The following is a 19,646-nucleotide window of genomic DNA, read 5'->3' as shown; positions in this document are numbered from 1 at the left end:
GTAGCAACGACGGCCAGGACCACACGTCTATATTTTGGCATTCGGTGAAACACGCCGAAACTAACAAAAGACTTTGAAACAGGCACCTTTCGACTACCCTGATGCGGGCTGTTTCAGCGGGCTTTACCAAAATAAGGGCCCGGCCCTAAGTCTTTCAGCGTCCGCACGACAAACTGAAAGCCCTAAAGCCGAGCCCTTTGGTCCCAAGCCTTAGGAGCCGAAACCACATGGATACTACCATTGTCCCCTCCCCCGCCGGCAAGCGCGGCCGCAATAGCAGCGTCATCCTGACCGACCGCTTGTGCGAGAAGCGGGTCGCCAAGCGGACCAAGCTCTACGACCGGAAGTGCCCTGGTCTCTACGTCAGCATCACGGCGGCGGGCGTCGCGACCTTCTCGTACAAGTTTACCGACAGGCAGACCGGGAAGCAGCGCACCGGCTGGCTCGGCGTTTACAATCCCGAGACCTTCACCGTCGAGGACGCCCGCAGTAGGGTCTACGGCCTCAAGGGACTGGGTGCCGAAGCTCTCGCCGAGAGTTTCCGGGACCAGAAGGCTAACAAGGCAAAGCGCGGCAAGACAGTCGCCGAGATTATTGAGGAGCGGATCGACTGGATGAAGACGCTAGTCAAGAAGCCGGATGGCGAGATGCGGCCCCGGCTGGAGGCTTGGGAAAATACGGCGAGCCACCTGCGCCGCTTCCTCGGTGCGAGGCTTGGCAAAACACTCGCGAGAGACGTCACGAAGCATGACATCGCAACACTCTCGAATGACATCGTCGCGGGGAAGTTCGGCAAGCCCTCCGTCAGCAACGCCCGTCATATGCGCAAAGCGGCCTCAAGCCTGTTCAACTGGGCGGCGGAGGCTGGCCGCGATTATGTGACCGCTAGCCCCTGCGTCAACCTGCCGAAGCTCGATCCGGAACATCCCCGCACGCGGGTCCTGTCCGAGGACGAGATCAGGATCTTCTGGCACGGTCTCGACCGCGCAGACTTACCGTGGGACCGCCGGACCCGACTGGCACTGAAGTTCGAGCTGGTGACCATGCTGCGCTCCCGCGAGTTGCTCGGTGCGCGCCGCGATGAACTGTTCGACCTCGACGCCGATAACCCGCGCTTCGACGTTCCCCTGAAGCGGGTCAAGAAGCGCCGGATCATCCAACAACCGCTGTCTAATCTGGCCGTCGCGATCATTAAGGAGGCGCTGACCTCGGATGATCAGCAGTTCGTATTCGAAAGCCCGATGTACAAGGGCCAGCCGATTCACCGAAAAGCAATGGCTGACGCGCTGCGCGGCACCAAACACGAGAAGAACGAGGAGAAGACCAAGACGCCTGGGCTCTGTGAGCTGTTGGGCCTCAAGCCGTTCACGCCCCACGATCTGCGGCGGACGGCGGCGACGTTGGCCGGCGATCTCGGCTATGACGACGCTGCCATCGCCAAATGCCTTGACCACGCCGTGACGAAGAAGGGCGACACCATCGTGCCGACCGTCACGGGCAAGGTCTACAACCACTCCCTACGGATGAAAGAAAAGCGGGCGGTGCTGGACGGAATCGCCACCGAGCTGCGGCAAATCATCGGGACGCCAGTCACGAAGATCTCCGACCAGGAGGGGCCGCGGCTTGCCGCGTGACCGAGTGGCGTCATCCAATGAGCGTTAGGCCGGCACGCCTCCCGTGCGGGCTAGGCCATCCCCTGCGCAGGGAGTGTATGGGCATGAAAAGCCTAGACATATCAAAGCACTGACGCCGCAGTGTCTACATTTGCGTCGCGATCCGGTGCGGACCGGCTGCGAGAAAGTTATATGAATGGCGGTGGAGCCCTGTGGATGGCGGCGAAGTCCGGCGGCGGCCCGCGAGGGACTCCGGCAGGTCTCATGATGCTCGCACAACCATGGCGTTTCATGGCAATCTTGTCGTGCACCCGGCCTCTGGGGGACAGCGGCGGATAAAGGCAAAAAAGCGTGGCGGGTCCAGACCTATTCGAAACGGGTATTTACACTATTCCGGACGTTACCGCCCACACCGAGATCAGCGCAGACGGCTGGGCCGACCATGTCCGGCTCTCCGACGTCGAGCCGCGCTTCGTGTGCCAACATCGCGGCAAGCGGGGCGCCGCGATCAGGCCGGACCACCGACAGGCCAAGAAGGGGACCGGCGGCTTCTAGCCGCCTTCCGAGTTCGCGAGATCTGCAAGGCTATCGAGCTGATGCGCGAGCGCCGTCCAGCTTCGTGAGATGTTCGTCAGAATGGTCGTTCGACGGGGTGAATTTCCGGGTTCAGTGGCACGTAGTTTGTACTCCGCGGCATAGGCACGGCATCGTTCAGCGGTCGGCACTTTGTCCCCATGCGCCTCTCGGCTCACCCGGCGATGGCTGGTAGCATGACGACCATCATCACCATGATGGCGACCCGACACAATGAGGAGAAGCGCGATGCAGCTATGTGGCTTTGCCGCTATGCAATTTGTGCCGGATCTGCCGCTAGTGCTTGCCGAGACGCGCGGCCGACCTTTTCAGAGTAGCGGCTTGGTGAGCCAATTGACGATGCTGGAATCGGGTAGGCCGAGAGATCAGTTCAAGGCCCGGTGGGTGAGCTTCCGGATCACGCCGCGCAGGCTGTCGATGTATTCCTGTGGCTCACCATAACAAATAATTGGCCGCTTTTAACAAGCATATCTCTTTGCAACCGCCTATTCCGGCGAAGTGCAGCGCTGCGGCATCGGCGCGGCGCGCACTTATGCATCCAACGCGCAACGCCAGCTTTTAGGATCTTGAGTTTTGACAGATTGCAACACGTCCGCGTCGACGCTAATTGAATTGAGAATTTCGCAAGCCTACGTCAGACTCTGCTCTCTTCCCGAAGGTGGTCCTCAAGCATCGGTTTCGGTCGCTTCGATTGGCAGCTATGAGATCCGGATGTTGGCTGATCCGGCGGGCGATGTTGATAGCACGCCGCTGTTTTGGCTGGAACTGTTCGATCACAGCACCAAAACATCTGTCGACAGCTTCTGTTGCTATCAGATCAAAGACGCTGTGCCCGTAGTCCGCGGTTTCTTCAAGCAGGTGGATGATTCGAACAAACCCGATGACACCTGCTGATAAAGGACTATCGAACCCATTTGGAAACCCTGCGCCAGCGGGCGGCCGAGGCAGCGTTGATCAGCGCTCTGACAACCGTCCGGAACAAGCGGGAGCTGTTCGCGAAGCATGCACAACACTTAGATGCGCTGGCGGATGAGGTTGAGCACGCAATGGCCGCAGCGAATGAACAGGCGCCGTCGGCATAGGTAGTCAGCCGGAAGCTTAGGATCCGCGCGAGTTGGCACGCCTTGAGAAATCCATGCCGGCCTATCCTCAGAAAATCACCTTCGGCGAGATGCGCGAGATGGGCGTGCGCGACGTGCTGATCTACGCCGGGACTATCGCTGCGGTCATCACATCGAGATCAACGCCGACTGCTGGGCCGACGCTGTGCGGCTATCCGGCATCGAGCCGAAATTCCTCTGCACAAGCGTGCGGCCAGCGCGGCGGGAAGATGCGGCCGAAGTCGGACCGACATTCGACTATGTGTTGCGTTGTATCACCCTGTACTCTCCAATCCGGAACCATACAGTGTCTATGCAGTTGTTCTCTGTTTACCGCCATTGGAGCCCACGATTTGCAAAGCCCTCAGTCAAAACTTGACAGGATCGGAGATACCGCGCGACTTCAATTGCTTATCGACGCAATCGTGGACTACGCCATCTACATGATCGACTTGGATGGCACGGTCCGCAGCTGGAACTCTGGCGCGAAACGGTTGAAGGGCTACGCACCTGACGAGATCATTGGTAGGTCGTTCGCGTCGTTCTATACCCCGGAAGATCGTGCCAAAGAGTTGCCACAGCGCGCCTTGAGCGTCGCGGCCCAAGAAGGCCGCTTTAGCGCGGATGGATGGAGAGTGCGCAAAGACGGAAGTCAGTTCTGGGCCTCTGTGATCATTGACGCTGTACGCAACGAAGGCGGTGAACTTATTGGCTTCGCCAAAGTCACGCGAGACATTACAGAGCGGCAGCAAGCCCTCGAAGAACTCCTCAACAGTGAGCGGCGCTACCGCCAGCTGATTGAAGCCGTGGTCGATTACGCGATTTTCCAGCTGGATCCGCTGGGAAACGTGACGACCTGGAATCCCGGAGCGCAGCGAATTAAAGGCTACGCACCGTCGGAAATCATCGGCCGACACTTTAGTGCGTTTTACACTCCCGAGGATCTAGAACTCGGAGTGACCAACCGTGCGCTTGCCGAAGCAGCGGAACAAGGGCGCTTCGAAGCGGAGGGGTGGCGAGTACGCAAAGATGGCTCCCGCTTTTGGGCGTCAGTCATCATTGATCGCATCACGGATGAGACCGGAAACATCGTCGGATATGCAAAGGTCACGCGCGACGTTACGGACCGGAAGAAGGCCGAGGAGGAGTTAAGGCACGTCCAGGACCAACTGGCGGCATCTCAAAAACTCGAAGCCGTGGGGCAGCTCAGCGGTGGCATCGCACACGACTTCAACAATCTGCTCATGATTGTTCTTGGTAACCTCGAAACAGCTGAACGGCATGCCAAGCTAGCAGGACCCAACCTGAACCGTGCCCTTGCAAACGCGAAGCGAGGCGCGCAGAGAGCCGCGGCGTTGACCAGTCGCTTGCTTGCGTTTTCTCGACGGCAGGCGCTGGATCCTAAACCTGTCAACGTGAACAATTACATCACTGGCTTGCAGGAATTTTTGCAACGCACGCTAGGAGAGCGGATCGAAGTCCAAACGGTCGGAAGTGCGGGCCTCTGGCAAATCGAAGCTGACGCCAACCATCTGGAATCAGCCATCGTCAACCTCGCGATCAATGCTCGCGATGCCATGCCTGAGGGCGGCAAGTTGACCTTGGAAGCTGCCAACATCTCCGCTGACGATGATTACTGCCGTCTCAATCCTGAGCTAGCGCCTGGTCAATACGTGGCCATTTGCGTGAGTGACACGGGAGGCGGAATGTCGCCAGACGTTCTCAGTCACGCCTTTGAACCCTTCTTTACTACGAAGGAGCCAGGCCACGGCACCGGTCTTGGACTTAGCCAGGTCTATGGTTTCGTCAAACAGTCGGGAGGTCACGCAAAGATCTATACCGAGGTAGGGGAAGGCACCACGATCAAGATGTACTTTCCACGCTTCACCGGGAATGCACGGCCGGAGGAAATCGCACCTGAGGAACGCGCAGAGGGTGAGATTTACGAGACGATTCTGGTGGTCGAGGACGACGAAGATCTCCGGACCTATATTTCTGACGTCCTGCGGGATCTCAATTACCGCGTCCTCACGGCTCGCAGTGCTCAAGCCGCTCTGACTATTCTTCTGCAGGACGACTCCAAGGTAGACCTTCTCCTGACGGACGTTGTCATGCCAGGAGTCAACGGACGCGAACTTGGAAGGCGCGCGCATCAAATTCGACCGAACCTGAAGGTCCTGTACATGACCGGGTATTCACGCAATGCCGTCGTCCATCAGGGAAGGTTGGACGAAGGCGTCAATCTGCTGGAGAAGCCAATTTCCCAAGCAAAACTCGCGCTGCGCGTGAGGGAAATTCTCGACCAGAATGAATGACCTGCCTGGCATGCCCGGCTCACCTTACGGACAACAGAACTAGGTCCTATCTCGATCTGAGATCGGTCAATTAGGCGGCTGTAACCCGGGCGATGCCAGCCACTCGCTCATGTGTGACCCGGTCTCCGCTTGGCGAGCCTTTCGGATCAGTTCTTCGCGGGCAGCACCCGGAGGAAGTTGCAAGGCCTCCTCGCGAAGGCGCTTCGCTTCCTGAGTAAGCCGTACTTCAAGGGAGGTGGATTGGATGACCCTGCTACGCCGTGCCATGCTCTCGTTTCCCAGTCGATGCACCACACACACAAAACGTACGAAGAAGGTTCCGGTTCCGTCAAGGCCGGTTAGTGCTGTTAACCGTACTCGCGTAGACGTTGCTCGGATCAAGCGCTAACAACCAGAAGGGAATGGCAGCTCGGAACGTCCGAACTAGACGCAGGTTAAGACCGAGAGGTTCTTCAATGGCTCACACAGTTCTCGTCGTAGATGATGATGCCGACGTGCTCGACGTGATCGCCAGCATGCTCGAAGATATTGGTTGCAACGTGGTATGCGCACAGAGCGGCGACGAAGCTCTCGATATATTATCGCGCCAGCCGAACATTTCCATCTTAATCACCGATATCAACATGCCCGGCATAGATGGTCATGAACTGGCCGAGCGAGCCACGCGCATTCGTCCGACGCTCAAGGTTCTTCAGCTGTCTGGCCGGGAGCGGAGGCGTGATGGCTTCCCGATGCTCAGGAAGCCGTTCTCTGAAGAAGACCTAGCACGCGTGATGCAGCAAACGACCGGCGTTTGTTAACGCAACAGGGTCGCTAAGCAGCGTTCACGCTCCTCGATTGTGAAGGGCTTTTGAAGGACCGGATAATTCCGAAATCCTTCAGGAACGCCAGCCGCCCCATATCCGCTCGCAAACGCAAACGGAACGCTTTTGCTTTGCAGAGCCTCCGCGATGGCGACAGAACTATGATCGCCAAGCTGGATGTCGAGGATAGCGGCATCAACGCCCGGCGCCGAAGCGAGCAGAAGTCCTTCCTGCAAACCGTTAGCCTCCCCAGCCACGCTATGACCTAGCTCGACCAGCATGTCCGCAATCATCATGCGTATGAGCGCTTCATCCTCGATCAGAAGCACAGACGCCATAACGCTACCCCCGCCCGCATTGTACCCGGCTACTAATCCCAAGCTATGCCGGCTTAACATGGCTCCGGGCTGGCCTTGAAGTCCAGTCTCGATTGCGCCTCCAAAACATTTGTGTGACCGTCCCTAACCCACGGCTGACCGATGCCCCTTAATAGTGAGATCAATGACCGTTTTCTCGGGCTCCGTATTCGCGATGGACGTTGACGGCCAGCCTACGTTCGCCTTCGAGGCGAAGAATTACCCTGAAGCCTTCGAGCTATGCAAAGAGGACTGGGTTCGGGAGGACCTGATCACGATGACATCGAACGGCGTGCCGCTTTGCTCCGCGACCGCGAAGTTGACAGTTCGCAGAGCCGACGAAGCCGAGATTGTCATCTATCGAGGGGCCGCTCTCAAAGCACAGACAGAAGACTTGGTGCTGGCATATCTCGTGGATTTAGATCGCGCGTAAGCCCGCGATGGCAGTCGTAGTCGCTGGCGCCGCCCGGAATTGATCGGGAACGGATCAGTCATCCGGCGTGTTCGGGTGGGCAATGACAGACAATTCCGTCACTCTCTTTCCCGCGATGATCAAGCCGCTACGGCTGGCGCGTACCTACGGATACTTGTTCCAGCGCGGAGACAGCCTCTACCACCCAGGCGGCAGTCAGCCGGTATGCTCGATGGCTCTTGCGCGGAAGATGGTTGAAGGCGGCTGGCTGGAACAGCACGGCCAGCGCTATGAGCCGACGGCGCAAGGTCTGCGAGCGGTGGAATGACCAATCCAGGAGCGAACCGGCGAGCTTGCAATTGGGCTTGCTCGTGCCGATGCCTCCAGCCCGGCACGCGGACCTTAGTAGCCCCGGCCTCTCGTCCCTCCGGGCCGGGGCTACGCCTCCGTTGGCGGGGATTTAGGCTGGCCAGATTGCGTTACGAAGAGCGGACGCCGCCACGCACGCGATGGCGGCGTCGCTCGTAGCGGTAGCAGCGGTTGCTACTTCACCATCGCAATCTCACTCGGACGCCATTCCTTGGTGAAGAACGGTTCAAGCGGACTGTAGAGACGCAGGATAGTGAACCACCCTTTTTTCAGGTCGGTCTGTATCCAGTTTCCACGTTTGACGTCCGCAGGCTGGGTCGGACTGAAGTAAATTGTCGTCGTGCCGTCGGCGTCTGTTTCGGCAGCGGGCGACGGATAACTCTGGCTACCAGCGCGCGGGTGGCGCTGCGGCGTGTCAAGCATAGAGCGTGTCTGATTGTCGTAGACCGTGAACGACCAGAAGTTCGCCTCCGGTATTCCCTTGGGTAGCGTCACTTTGTAGGTCTTGGAGCCGTCGAAGTAATTCTTGTCGGCATCCAGCATGTTGAGGAGGTATTGCGAGCCGATTCCCGGCACGCGCATCGCCATGGCTGGTGTGATACCGGTGACGTAGTAGAAGAAGGCAGTGCGCGCATCCAACTGCCGGTAGCCCGTGGCTGGGAAGGGCTTGACGCCCTCACGAGTTATCTCTGGGATTGGTGTCTCGAACTCGTACCCGGTGACGAACAGAAAGTTCATCCATGCGGAATCAGGATAATAGAACCAGCTCGGATCGCGAGGGTTCATGAACAGGGAGCGCGAGGTGGCATTGGCGACCGCAAGGGCGTCAGCGAGAATTTTCTTCATTCGCGCGTCCGGCGCAAACGGTTTGTCCTTGACGATACCGATGGCTGCGACCGATCCCATTTGTTCGAGGTCGAGGGATGTAGCAGGCTCCTGCTGCACGATTTCATTTAGCATCTCGTAAAAACTGAAATCGTTGGGCGGAACGGTGTTCATCACCTTGCCGCTGCCTTCGTGAAACTTGGTAGGCGGCGGGTCTCCGATCCTGCCTAGCTTGGACTTGCCGCTGAGGTACTCGGCAATTGGTGTTCCGACGCCGCCGGGCTCGAACGGGTAAATCTTAGTGAACTGCTTGATGGATGAGACCGCAGGCTTCGGATCGTTTTTGTTTTCAAGGAAAGCGCGGCCCATGATCAGCAGCCGGTTGGTCCGGGATCGGGACACGAAGTAGCCGCCCTCCGGCACCGGACCATCGTAACCCGGGGGCAGGATGAGATACTTGCCACCGAGCCCACGATCAGGACCCGGCTGACCAAAATCGGTGACCCAGCGGAACCACATGTCGTCGAGTGCTCCAAGAACCTTGGGCGGCACCTCGAACACCATCGGCCCTTTGGAGACGTCGATGAACCCAAGGAAGTACACCGTATCTGCGTTGGCAGTCAGGAAAAGCGACTTTGCATCCATCAACTCGGAAAAAATGAGGATCTCATTGTCCTTGACGCCTGCCTCCAAGAAGCCCCTGCGGGCGGCGACTAGGCTCACCCCTTGCATGGTGTTTGCAAAGGCATTGTAAGCGTGCGTGAAATCGACGTAGTCGTAGGCCTTCTCCAAGGTGGCTTTTCCGGGCGCACCATCCTTGAAATCGAACGTGCCGAGCCGCGTCTCGACTTTGTCCGGCGTAGTGATCGATGGACGAACTTGAGCGGTCGCCATGCGAGGCAATATCAAGCCGGCGCAAACGGCTGCCAGGACGCAAAGACTTTTCATTCGCCGATCCTTTTCATGGGCTGTCGGAGAGGCCAATTTTTGCCAGATGGCTCGCGCGCCGACTATGCAATTTCGGCAACCAAGGACGGCGCGTCATTATCGCGCGGGTATAGGAACGGGCCGTGGGGCGTCATAAGGCTGCCGTCGAGGCAAATTTAGGTCGGCGCGGGGTTTACCAAACGACAGCGGACATCACGCCGGCTGATCAGTGCACTTGTGGAAGTACTGATCTTTTAAGGTCGCCCAATAGGCGGTAGTCCTTCGCCATCTGCAACAGTTTCTCTCTCATCGGCGATCCCGGGGGCAACGCGGCAGCGTCTTCACGCATCGCCTTCTCAACTTCATCGCACTGAGCGACGGTTAATTGCTCTTCGCTCATGGGGCGCGCGCCTCCGACCGAATTTTCAATTGATTTGGACCAACTCAGGCCGGGGCGCTCCGGATGCTTGTTCGTGCGCACATTGAGAGGCTGTCACACATCCGTCACATGGCCTATGCGACTTCGGCGCACACACAGAAACTTTCCCTTGCCGTTTCCGTACGGTACAGCTCACAGCGAGCGCCTCGGCTGACGGCATCGTAGATCGCACTGCCGCCATCATAAGCTTGGTCAGCTGCTGGCAGAAGCGGAATGGACATTCTTGCGGCCTCCGGCGAACTCTTCCAGGCGTGTCGTTGCCGACGCATCGGTTAAGGGCGAAGCTACGCCTAGTGGCGTGAATAGGAACTGTCGTCGGAGCGCCACAGGCGCCGCTGTTCTGTTAACGGAAACCCTAGAATCCATTTGCCGGCGAAAAAATCCGGACGTAGCTTTTTGTCTGCCGGGGCTGGTCATATTTTACGAATTGTTTTTAACCCGGCGGGGCCGCAGCGTCGAAAGGCGCTGCGGCCTTTTTGCGGATCACAAGCGGAGCCGCGGTTACTCCGTAAATTTCCCCGGGTTTAAGACCTACACGTGTCACCGCCAGCCCGGCCGCGGCTTGGTGCTGGCGACCAGCGACGGCGCCAGCGGGGGCACGGGTGAGCGGCGCGGGGACGGTCCGCGTGCGGCAATCATCGCGGCCTTGCAGGCGTCCTGCGCCGCGCCGATCGTCGGATTCGGGTGCCGCCATTGCGGCGGGATTCCTGACATGACGTTCGGTTCATGCCGATAGGCCGACTCTAGCCGGTCGGCCTCGGCGTTGAACACGGCGTGCCCAGCATGAAGGAAGCGCGCGATCTGATCCTTGACCTCAGCGGAGAGGTCATAGCTGTCGTTGGTGGCGAACTGCTCCAGCTGCTGCGCCGTGACGGCGGTGCCGGTGACGGTCAGCGTGGCGAGCAGCGAATTTGAAATCCCGCGGATGGTGACTTCGCTGGCACCGACCGGTGCCATTCGCTTCGCGGTGTCGTAGGCGGAGGCACGGCCGGCGGCGTCATTGATAGCGTCGCAAACCTCGAACGCGATCTTCGCGAACGATGTCCCGTTCGGGCCGGAGGTGCGAACCCGGAGGTGATCGCGCAATGCTGTGGTGCCGCTGATCTCGGGCCCGGCGACGTGCTTGCGATTGAAAAAGGCCATGATGTTCATCCTCTCGGGAATCGCGCGACCATCGCGCTGAATTGCGTCGGCCGCGGTCGCATCGCGGCGATTGGAAGCCGGCCGATGATGTGAGCCGGTGCCGTGCCCACCTCGACGCGCTGTGGCGGTGGTGGCGAGCTTAATTCAGCTTGAGCGGAATTAAGGTTTGGTCTCGACCACGCGGCCCGCAGCTGTTCAAGCGCGGCCCGGCAGCGCGCGACGGACGCGAGCACGTCATCGGTGGCGGTCTCGCTGGCGCCGACGTCGCGGCGACTCAAGATCAGCGCGGTCGAGCAGCTCGGCCGGTCGGTGAGAGACACTTCGTCAAGCCGCGCGCCGGTGATGATGAAATGGAATCCGCTCGGGCTGTTTTCGTTGATGACCTCGGAGGCGAGCACGGTGGCGGCAATGCTGAGCGCCGGCATCCGCGCGGCCTCAAGGTCAGTAACCTCCGCGCGGATATGCAATCCGTCAGCATGGTAAGCCAGATCGAGAATGCGACCGACGACGCGGCTGGTGTCGTGGCGGAGATAGAGCGGCGGCAGCGTGCCGAAGTGCAGCGCGCCGTGCGCGAAGCTCATCCGCTCGAAATCGACCATGGTCGAGCTGGCTCGGCCAATGACGATCTGCGGGCCGGCGACGGGCGAGAGCAGAGCGAGCACCTCGCGCGGCACGGTGCGAAATTTGTGGCGCTCGCACAGCTGCCGATGTTTCGCTTTCAGCTCGCGGCCGATCATCATTTCCGTTTCCGGGTGGAGGATTCAAGATCAAGACGGACCGCCCGCAGCCGGCGCGCTAACTCAAGGACCTCATTGCGCTCGCGCTCAAACTCCGGCCCATAGAGCGGGCCTGCGGCCTCGATCATGCCGGCCATTTCTGGATAACGCTGTGCGAGTCTGAGGTCGGATGTCCGCGGCGTCGAAACCATGAACTGGCCTTTGCCGATCCGACTGCGCTTGTCATGAATCACGGCACGGCCGCCGTCGGCAATGACGAACGAACCGCGTTGCGGAACTTCCTTGCGCGTCGCCATCATTGTCCTCCGGTGTGCGGCGATGAGAAGCCGGGCCCGGTGGTTGGGCAACGTCGCGTCCGCCGCGAACCACTTTGACCGCACGGATATTATCATGGCTGCGGCGAGATCAAGCGAACTCGGTGCACGATGGGCGTGATACGCGCGCTGTACTGCAACAGGGAAATTTCTGGAAAAATTTGGGAGGTCGTGCCCGCCCTCCAATTTCCGGGCCCTAAGAGGTACAAGGCCTCCCCCCTCCCTAGGTGATCTCACCGGAAACGGGTTGACCCGGCTCTTATCGACTGTCACATATCGGTCAACGCTCGTTGACTGGTTTGTGACAGAGGTATCAAGATGACATCGCACGACAAGTTCGTCGCTTATTATCGCGTCTCGACCAGGCGACAGGGCCGCAGCGGACTCGGTCTGGCCGCACAGCGGCAGGCTGTCGAGACTTACTTGAACGGCGGTAAGTGGCGGATCGTTGGCGAGTTCACCGAGCACGAAAGCGGCAAGCGTTCCGATAGGCCGCAGCTCGACGCAGCACTCGCCGCAGCGCGTCTGCATCGGTGTCCGCTGGTGGTGTCGAAGGTTGACCGCTTAACCCGCTCGGTGGCGTTCTTGAGTCGATTGTTGGAGGCCGGAGTCGATGTGCGCTTTGCCGATTTGCCGCAGATTGAAGGGGCCACCGGCCGATTCATGCTGACGCAAATGGTCGCCGTTGCCGAGCTTGAGGCCGGCTTCATCAGCAGTAGGACGAAAGCCGCGCTCGCTCGCTCAAAGAAACCGCTCGGTGGCGACCGTGGTCAGGTGCCATCGCGGCGTGCCCATAAGGCTGCTGCGGAGGCCATCCAAGCGCGCGTCGCGGCACGGGCCGCTGATCTGGCGCCAGCGGTCCGGAGGCTCCAGGAAAGCGGCGCTACGTCGCTACGGGCCATTGCGGCGGGCCTGAATGCCGAGGGTATCTCGACCGCACGCGGAGGCACTTGGAATGCTGCGCAGATCGCGCGGCTCCTCGAACAGATGGGTCGGCAATAAGCGCAGGCCCATCAATCCTCACCCGGCTCGACCTTGGCGGACTCGACCACCCGCATCGGCGGGCGCGATTCGCGCTCGAACGATGGCGACAGCTCGGACATGATCCGGCCGTCGTGCGTTTGATCGTGCGGAATTCCGAGGATGTTGATTGTGCCGACCAAAGCAGCGCTAGGGCTGTCGTTCGAGACATGCAGCGGCAGAAGCTTGGCAAGCAGACCGGCATGCGACCTCGGATGATTCACGGCGAGATGGATGCAGAAGCCCACTAGGCCATCTTTGCCTCTGCCGTCGCGGCCGTGCTGAACGGCGGATTCGATCAAGCCCTCCTTCAAATCGCGCACGATCTTCGATGACGCGCCCTTCGGGCGGCCTTGGCCTTTGCGCGTTTCGAGGTTTTTGAGCCGCTTCGCCTTACCTGTGATCGGTTCGCGCAAGTTAGATAGAACGAAATCCTCGGGCGGCCGTGGCATTCCAGCTTTTCCTTTTTCAGTAAAGAAACGTAGGTCGGAGGCTAAAAGCTACTCCTTCACGCCCATCTTGGCGAGGCTTCAGCCGGCTTGACCTTTGCGGTGCCACCGGCAACAGCAACACCACGACCATGGTTCGTCGCGATCGACCGCGTCATCCATGCACGGCAAACATACCTTGCGATTTTCCGGATTTCACGACCGCGACCCGGGGCGGGCTGCCACCACCCACTGGCGTAGCCGACCAGGCCCTGAAAGCCGACCTTTTTAAAAAAAAGCCGGCATCGCACAATTCGAGTTCTGACTGTGGGAGAACAACCTAACCGACCTAGCCGACCTAGCCGACTAGTCTGCAAAATTATACAGCCCGCCTCCCGGCGTTGGAGGGAGGGGCCTCGCGGCACCACCGCGATTGTCCAGCAGAGTGTTGGAAAATAGGTTTTGGGGTGGCTTAGGCCGGCTAGTCGGCTATCGCTCTGGCGACATCAGACAAACAACCATGCTAAAATAGCGGGGCTCTCCCGGTTCTCTTAGCTTTCTCGGCTTCTTCACCTCGCACAGATGAGGCCGACGGATATTCAGGTTCGTCTTTGGACACCGCGCGGAAGTAGCCGCGCACCTGCTGGCCGTCGACGACGACCTTGCCGTTCGCACTGCGCTGCCAGCCCAGCTGCTTCATGACGTTGGCGAGGCGCATGGTGTGGTGTGTCGTCTGCAGGGCGATCGGCACATTGAGGATGTGCGCTAGAAGCGTCGCCGTGGCGACGCGTTGGAAGTCTCCGACCAGATGAATGATTTGAGGGGTGGTGTTCGCGTTGAAATACGCGCTTCCCTTGGGTGTCGCCGGGAGACCGGCCAGTACATCCTCCCACGGGTCTTTGACGCGGCGTTTCTCCTGCTCGGCGCCGGCATCGGACCACATCGCTTCGTCGATCGTCAGCGCCTCGCCCTGGCTTTGGTAATGGGCGGCCTCACCGAGCAGCTGGAGCCGGTCCTGTCGTATCTTGTCGAGATCGATCGCCTTGAGAATTCTCATTGGCCAGAACCGGCGGTTGCCGGTCTGCGACTGCAGATATTCGTCGCCGTTGGTGGTGCCGACCTCGATCGAATGCCGCGGCTGTTTTTTTAGGAACCGCCCATAGGCCGGCCGCGCGCTGTCGACGGTGCGGCTCGCGAACGCCTTGACCGTTTCGACTTCCGCTTTCCTCATGCCGGCGAGTTCGGCATTTTCATGAATCCAGACGCCGGCGAGTTGCTCCTGTACCTCGCGGCTGTTTTTGCCGATGATGCTTTCGTCGGAATAGTTTTCGTCGCCGGCCAGCAGTCGCCAGACCGTGCTCTTGTTCCACCCCTCGGGTGATTCCAGCACCAGCACCGTATCGAACTTGCATCCCGGATGTCGCACGCGGGCGACAGCGGCGATCATGGCCTTGCGAACGCACGCGGCGCTCAGTGCCGTGTCCTCGCAATTCAGATAGTCCGCAGCCATGCGATCGAGCCGAGGCACGCCATCCCAATCGGCTTCGGCCTGATCGAGCATGTCGGCGACCGGATCAAAGCAATGCTCCAGCGCCAACGAGATGATGGCATCCCTCACATGCCTCTCCGTGAGATCAAAGCCAAAACGATCGGACAGCACCCGCCGCAGGCTCATGACGCCGTGATCACTGACCTCGCCAAGAAACTGCGCGACGACGTGCCGGGTGCTGTCGTCCTTGTAGCCGAACAAGAGCTTCTCATGGAACGTATCGTAGGAGCATTCGACACCGATTGCCTTGATCGCCAGTCTCGCATTATGCATCGATGGAATGGGCATAGAACCTTTCTTCTCGCGCCAGTCGGGAGTTATCGACTGCGCGCTATTCGGAGAATTCGCTGCATTCGGCGCGGTGACCTTGTTGTAGCTCCAGCCGGGCGAGTGTTGCCGCGCCAGATAGACCAGCGTGCCGAACCCGATCTTCGTCGGCGGAGATGTTTTGTAGTGATCCCACCGAGCGTCGGTTTCTTTCTGGTCGTACTTCGATGACCGACCTGACCATTTGTGAAACGACTTGCGGCCGATCTCCGAGCCCTCGATTGCGGCCCATATCGCCATCCCGATGCGATTCCAGTCGTCCCAATGCAGCTCTTTGTTCGGGATGACATTGAGCGCCTGGGCCACCGCTGCGTAATTGTTGGCGGGCAGCTTACCGGTCTGCTTCACGCTGGCATCGTCGCATTCAAGCGCGCTGGTCGCGTCGCGCAGGATGTCGAGCGCTTCGACCAGGTCGATCTCATTGTCCGAGGACGCAACCAGATTAACCAGCCGCGACTCGCGCTTGCGGTGCCAGCTGCCCGCCCAGCGTAACGGATGTGCGATCGAGATCGCGGTGGCATCGCCGCCGACCAGCTTGGTCGCCCGCTCGCGCAGCTCGCGAAGCAGCTCGTGCTCGGCCTCGGTTGAGGTCGGTTGTCTCAGCCTCCAATGTAGATGGAGTTTTTGCTCGACTTCGCCGGTCCCGGGATTGGTCCATTCGCCGCCGGACGCAATGATTGCTGTCGCCGGACCTAGCAGCGCCTCCAAGTTGGAGCGCGCCGCCTGCGGGGTCTGGTCGCATTCGACGGAAAGAACCAGCCCTTCGCTGATATTGTCGGCTTTGGCGTTCTGATGATTCCGAAATGTCGCGATTGGCGGACAGAACACGGCGGACTGATCCCAGTTCGCTGCCTGACTCGCGCGCTCGGTGACTACGTCAAGGAACTGTGGATCGTTGATGCGGATTCCCTCGACGAAGATCGCTTTCGCTTTTTTGCCGTTGGTATTGTCGGGAAATGCACGGAGCGATACCACGCCGTCCGGCTTGGCGTTCCTGAACATCAAGTCGGTGAACTGCGCCAACATTTCGCGGTTTGGGATGAGAGGTGTCACGCCCGAAGTGTCGCTCATGATCCGGACCTCCCATATTTTTCAAACGACAGCACCTTACCCAATCCTCGTTCGCGCCATGACATCGCCTGACCCAATGTCATGACATCATCGCCATCGTCATGCTCGAAGACGACTTCAGTCGCGAGGGGGTAACCGGCCCTGAACAACACGAGCGCCGCGCAGATCGTCGGGTTGAGAGAGCGGCAGATTTCCTGACCATCGATCGCGGTTACGAACTGGCCGCCGCGGGCGCGATGAATGGCCACGCGAATAGATTGCGGATAGGTGTTGTCGTCGACTATCATTGGGGCGGACCTCTTGTTTAGGTGAGGTCGCGCGGCGGGCACTAGGAACCATTCGGCGGGCGTGGTATTAGGGCCGTGTTCGGTGACCCTATGAATGATGCCTGCCGTCGGTCGCGCAGTACCCGCTGCGCGGCCGATTTGCTAAGCGGGGACTGCTTCAGCGCGACGCGTCGAGCGCGCGGGCTTCGACAACTTCTCGGATGTCGCGCGCTTCGCCACCATCAGCTCAAAACCTTCCGTCAAAAGCTTCTGGATCGTCGCACGCTCACTGTAAGCGATGAGGCGCAACTGCTCGTGTTGCTCATGATCGAGTGAGAGCGCGACGCGAACTCCCTTTTTGGGAATGGCGCCGGTCTCTTGAATCTTCCTGCTCATGACGATCTCCAGGTTTGGCAAATCAGCATGCCCAACGCTGGCAACGTTGCGTCAAAACAGCAACGAAAACTCGTGCAGCCTACTACGCGGTCCCGCGCCAAAGCGCGAGATTCCCCGCTCTGTTGAATGACTAGACGCGTAGAGAAAAGCTAGACGTTCACCGTCAGCGACAATATGCGCAACGCGTTGAAATCGTTCGCACCGACTTTTTGCAGAAAAGCTAGACGTGACTAGACCTGATGTTTTTGGCAATTGCCGCGAGATCGGTGCGCAACGGCGACCCGCTTGTGCTGGACGACGGCGAGATGCTGCGGCAAAAAGACGAAACACCAAGACATTGCGTGGTGCTCCAGATGACCGCCACAAAGCAAGTGGAAGCCGCGAGAGCCGATCGCGCGCGGGGGGATTCCGAACCTCGACGCATGCTCAACGAAAAGCAGGTCCTTGAGATTGTCCCGGTTTCCAGAACGACGCTCTTCCGGCTGGAAAAGTTGGGCCGTTTTCCGAGATCGACCTACATCTCACCAAACCGGCGGGTTTGGTTTGAGGATGAGATTGTTGCTTGGCAGCATGCGGTCGATGAATTCAATCCGAACCGGGCGCGGGGCAAAGGGCGACGGCGGCATGCCTCAGGCTGAAAGGGCACCGATGTCCGCTTCCACCGGGCAGCGAGAGGTCATGAAGCCAAAGACCGCTTGTGAGACTCATAGCGGCGGTACGTCAATTTTCATGGCCAGCTTTAGAGGGCCGGCGGTCTCCCAGGCTTCGACTGTCTTGTTTTTGAGGGTGCGGTGAGGCGCCGCTTGGCGAGTGCTGGAAGAGCAGTCTCTTAGCTTCATAAGCTCGTCGCTGACCGTCCGGCCCAATTGCCCAATCGCTTCGTCGGTGAGGATCGATCTCGCGCTTCCGAGCCGGTCGACGCTGACATTCAGGACGGTCAGCGCCTCCTTCAGTTGCGTGATCTCGGATTGAAGGGCTGGATGCTCTCCTGCCTTAATCTCCCGAAGCTCGTTGCCAAGCGTGCGGACTTCTGCCGTCAGGTTTCGGAGATTCGCTAGCACGTCTTTCGGCGGCAGATCGACTTTCGACAATACGGCCTCAGTCATCGTTGCGACGACGTTTTCCGCAAAATGGTCGATGCGCGCAATTGCGACCAGCGCAAGAATCGCGGCGACGATAACCAGAATCGCTGTCGCATTGATCAGCGCCAGCAGCAACTGCCCAGGGAGCCGCCACAATCGCGCGGAAATCCCATTGCGATTAGGCTCGGCCATGTTTACCTCCTGTAGTCCCACGCTCTTACCTTCCCGCATCGTCCGGCGCGGTGGTGGCCGCGACCACACCGACGCGCCGCATGCGCTTACCTGCGCGCTTCTAGCGGCCACGTTGTTGTCGCACGGCCAAGATTCGTAACGAATTCCCGCCGCCGCATGGACCAATCCCCAAGGGGTACGGGACGGCGCGTCAAAGGTCTATGCAACATCGAAAGCGTGATTGGCCATCTTTATCCCGCGACCCTTTTGGCAAGGCTCGTTACTCTCGAATTAAGCAGCGCCGGTTCAGTCCGCACGACCGGGCCGACCTAGACCACCTGATCGGCGGCGAGGCCACATACGTTAGCCAAGCGCGTTAGACGCCGGTACATGGCATCTGCGCGGGTCCGGTCATGCGTGCACATCCGCGGCACGAGCACCGGCTCGTACCGTCCTGACTTCGCCGGGCCAGTGAGGTTACTTAGCTGAGCCGGTAGTTGTACCGGCTGGAGCCGCGCCAGCAGCCGTACCTGTGCGCCGCTCCTCACGTCGTTCGGTGCGCCCCGTGCGACGGTCGTCACGCCGCTGATGCCGCCCTTCACGCCGGTCCTGACGCCGTTCCATGCCTACTGTCTGGGCCTCAGCATCGGAGACGGCAAGTACCGTGGGAGCCGCCGCGAAGCCGAACGCAGCAGCCAATCCCACTAAGGAAACAACCTTTCGGCGAGAAACCATTTCCGACTTGGTGATTGCACTCATGTCAAATCTCCCTTGGACCGGATGAACCCTGCCAAGGGAAGGGCATCCCCATGTGGGCGCTTCGCATTGATCCACATCAACAGCTTATCGAGAGCGGCCAATATCGAGAACCGCGCCAAACATCGCGATGGGCGATAGAGAGGCGGCAGACGTCGGCACGCCGTCAGGCTTTCGACGCCAGCGTCGAGGCCGCAGGAAGGCCGTGCAGCGCCGACAGCGCCGGGCGCCCAGGGCAGGCCGCGCCAGCGCATCCAGCAGGCCCGCGCCGCGATCTGTCCGGCTACCGGGCGCAGCTCGACCGGAACGAGCGCAGCCACAGCTCTCGCCCAAAGGGCTGCATATGAAACTAGGGCCTAATAGGGCCCGGCAGGTTCGGGCGGGCCTTTCGTTAGTGCGGCAGAAATCGAACTATGCCTTTAGTTTCAGGCACTTTCCCCGCCTTCAACAGGCCGGAAAAAGCGCTTGCAGCAAGGACCACACGGTTTTGCCGTACGCACGGCCCGCCATTTCGCCGCAGTTTTCCCAGCCCTGTCGACGGAGCCGGAAACTTACAGACGAGACGAAGCCTAGCAGCGCCGCTCGTCGGAACGAAGCCTTGGGCTCACGGAGAGCAATCCGCCCTGCCCTTAG

The 19,646-nt window shown here is 59.8% G+C and carries 20 protein-coding genes; 9 read left to right on the top strand and 11 right to left on the bottom strand.

From position 1 onward, the window contains the following. Nucleotides 1-227: 227 nt before the first annotated feature. The 5 genes from AC0L27_RS39460 to AC0L27_RS39440 all read left to right on the top strand — a co-directional run bounded on the left by AC0L27_RS39460 (nucleotide 228) and on the right by AC0L27_RS39440 (nucleotide 6,422). A complete protein-coding gene (locus AC0L27_RS39460) occupies nucleotides 228-1,634 on the top strand; it encodes a tyrosine-type recombinase/integrase (RefSeq protein WP_473323365.1) in 1,407 nt (468 codons plus the stop codon). A 330-nt stretch (nucleotides 1,635-1,964) separates the two neighbouring features. Further along, nucleotides 1,965-2,168 carry a hypothetical protein gene (locus AC0L27_RS39455; protein ID WP_473323363.1) on the top strand — a complete coding sequence of 68 codons (204 nt, stop codon included), beginning with the start codon at nucleotides 1,965-1,967 and terminating at the stop codon, nucleotides 2,166-2,168. A 750-nt stretch (nucleotides 2,169-2,918) separates the two neighbouring features. Beyond that, entirely contained in the window at nucleotides 2,919-3,101 is a 183-nt protein-coding gene (locus AC0L27_RS39450) for a hypothetical protein (RefSeq protein WP_473323361.1), read from the top strand. Nucleotides 3,102-3,645: 544 nt separating this feature from the next. After that, a complete protein-coding gene (locus AC0L27_RS39445) occupies nucleotides 3,646-5,622 on the top strand; it encodes a hybrid sensor histidine kinase/response regulator (RefSeq protein WP_473323367.1) in 1,977 nt (658 codons plus the stop codon). Between the two features lie 455 nt (nucleotides 5,623-6,077). Continuing rightward, nucleotides 6,078-6,422: a response regulator gene (locus AC0L27_RS39440; RefSeq protein ID WP_473323357.1), complete on the top strand. Its 345-nt coding sequence runs from the start codon at nucleotides 6,078-6,080 to the stop codon at nucleotides 6,420-6,422. On the opposite strand, the gene AC0L27_RS39435 is transcribed toward AC0L27_RS39440, so the two are convergent. After that, nucleotides 6,419-6,763 carry a response regulator gene (locus AC0L27_RS39435; protein WP_473323355.1) on the bottom strand — a complete coding sequence of 115 codons (345 nt, stop codon included), beginning with the start codon at nucleotides 6,761-6,763 and terminating at the stop codon, nucleotides 6,419-6,421. The genes AC0L27_RS39440 and AC0L27_RS39435 overlap by 4 nt on opposite strands. A gap of 163 nt (nucleotides 6,764-6,926) precedes the next feature. Between AC0L27_RS39435 and AC0L27_RS39430 the strand changes: the two genes are divergently transcribed. Both AC0L27_RS39430 and AC0L27_RS39425 read left to right on the top strand, forming a co-directional pair. Beyond that, nucleotides 6,927-7,214 (top strand): hypothetical protein, encoded by a 288-nt coding sequence (locus AC0L27_RS39430; RefSeq protein WP_473323353.1) that lies wholly within the window; start codon nucleotides 6,927-6,929, stop codon nucleotides 7,212-7,214. 82 nt (nucleotides 7,215-7,296) lie between these two features. Beyond that, nucleotides 7,297-7,521, top strand: coding sequence for a hypothetical protein (locus tag AC0L27_RS39425; RefSeq protein ID WP_473323351.1), 225 nt, complete (start codon nucleotides 7,297-7,299; stop codon nucleotides 7,519-7,521). A gap of 215 nt (nucleotides 7,522-7,736) precedes the next feature. Here AC0L27_RS39425 and AC0L27_RS39420 read toward each other — a convergent pair whose 3' ends face one another. The 5 genes from AC0L27_RS39420 to AC0L27_RS39400 form a co-directional block, all read right to left on the bottom strand. Next, nucleotides 7,737-9,335 carry a DUF1254 domain-containing protein gene (locus AC0L27_RS39420; RefSeq protein ID WP_473323348.1) on the bottom strand — a complete coding sequence of 533 codons (1,599 nt, stop codon included), beginning with the start codon at nucleotides 9,333-9,335 and terminating at the stop codon, nucleotides 7,737-7,739. Between the two features lie 205 nt (nucleotides 9,336-9,540). Beyond that, complete coding sequence (locus AC0L27_RS39415; protein ID WP_473323346.1) at nucleotides 9,541-9,714, bottom strand: hypothetical protein; 174 nt, start codon at nucleotides 9,712-9,714, stop codon at nucleotides 9,541-9,543. A 579-nt stretch (nucleotides 9,715-10,293) separates the two neighbouring features. Beyond that, complete coding sequence (locus AC0L27_RS39410) at nucleotides 10,294-10,896, bottom strand: hypothetical protein (protein ID WP_473323343.1); 603 nt, start codon at nucleotides 10,894-10,896, stop codon at nucleotides 10,294-10,296. A gap of 5 nt (nucleotides 10,897-10,901) precedes the next feature. Then, entirely contained in the window at nucleotides 10,902-11,636 is a 735-nt protein-coding gene (locus tag AC0L27_RS39405; RefSeq protein WP_473323339.1) for an HK97 family phage prohead protease, read from the bottom strand. Beyond that, nucleotides 11,633-11,932, bottom strand: a complete 300-nt coding sequence (locus AC0L27_RS39400) for a hypothetical protein (RefSeq protein ID WP_473323337.1) — start codon at nucleotides 11,930-11,932, stop codon at nucleotides 11,633-11,635. Before AC0L27_RS39400 ends, AC0L27_RS39405 begins: the two co-directional genes overlap by 4 nt. A gap of 333 nt (nucleotides 11,933-12,265) precedes the next feature. Between AC0L27_RS39400 and AC0L27_RS39395 the strand changes: the two genes are divergently transcribed. Further along, nucleotides 12,266-12,949, top strand: a complete 684-nt coding sequence (locus AC0L27_RS39395; RefSeq protein ID WP_473323335.1) for a recombinase family protein — start codon at nucleotides 12,266-12,268, stop codon at nucleotides 12,947-12,949. Between the two features lie 11 nt (nucleotides 12,950-12,960). Here the strand turns inward: AC0L27_RS39395 and AC0L27_RS39390 are convergent, their stop codons facing one another. The 4 genes from AC0L27_RS39390 to AC0L27_RS39375 all read right to left on the bottom strand — a co-directional run bounded on the left by AC0L27_RS39390 (nucleotide 12,961) and on the right by AC0L27_RS39375 (nucleotide 17,004). Continuing rightward, complete coding sequence (locus AC0L27_RS39390) at nucleotides 12,961-13,419, bottom strand: hypothetical protein (protein WP_473323333.1); 459 nt, start codon at nucleotides 13,417-13,419, stop codon at nucleotides 12,961-12,963. Nucleotides 13,420-13,918: 499 nt separating this feature from the next. Then, on the bottom strand, nucleotides 13,919-16,294 hold the full coding sequence (locus tag AC0L27_RS39385) for a VapE domain-containing protein (protein ID WP_473323331.1): 2,376 nt from the start codon (nucleotides 16,292-16,294) through the stop codon (nucleotides 13,919-13,921). A 44-nt stretch (nucleotides 16,295-16,338) separates the two neighbouring features. Then, entirely contained in the window at nucleotides 16,339-16,629 is a 291-nt protein-coding gene (locus AC0L27_RS39380; RefSeq protein WP_473323329.1) for a hypothetical protein, read from the bottom strand. Between the two features lie 141 nt (nucleotides 16,630-16,770). Further along, a complete protein-coding gene (locus tag AC0L27_RS39375; protein WP_354206470.1) occupies nucleotides 16,771-17,004 on the bottom strand; it encodes a hypothetical protein in 234 nt (77 codons plus the stop codon). Between the two features lie 239 nt (nucleotides 17,005-17,243). Between AC0L27_RS39375 and AC0L27_RS39370 the strand changes: the two genes are divergently transcribed. Then, nucleotides 17,244-17,642: a helix-turn-helix transcriptional regulator gene (locus AC0L27_RS39370; RefSeq protein WP_473323327.1), complete on the top strand. Its 399-nt coding sequence runs from the start codon at nucleotides 17,244-17,246 to the stop codon at nucleotides 17,640-17,642. A 66-nt stretch (nucleotides 17,643-17,708) separates the two neighbouring features. On the opposite strand, the gene AC0L27_RS39365 is transcribed toward AC0L27_RS39370, so the two are convergent. Continuing rightward, a complete protein-coding gene (locus AC0L27_RS39365; RefSeq protein ID WP_473323325.1) occupies nucleotides 17,709-18,278 on the bottom strand; it encodes a hypothetical protein in 570 nt (189 codons plus the stop codon). Nucleotides 18,279-19,646: the final 1,368 nt, after the last annotated feature.

The organism is Bradyrhizobium sp. Ken51, from assembly GCF_055807435.1.
Note: the sequence above shows the minus strand (reverse complement) of the source record. Positions and strands in the feature narration are given on the sequence as shown.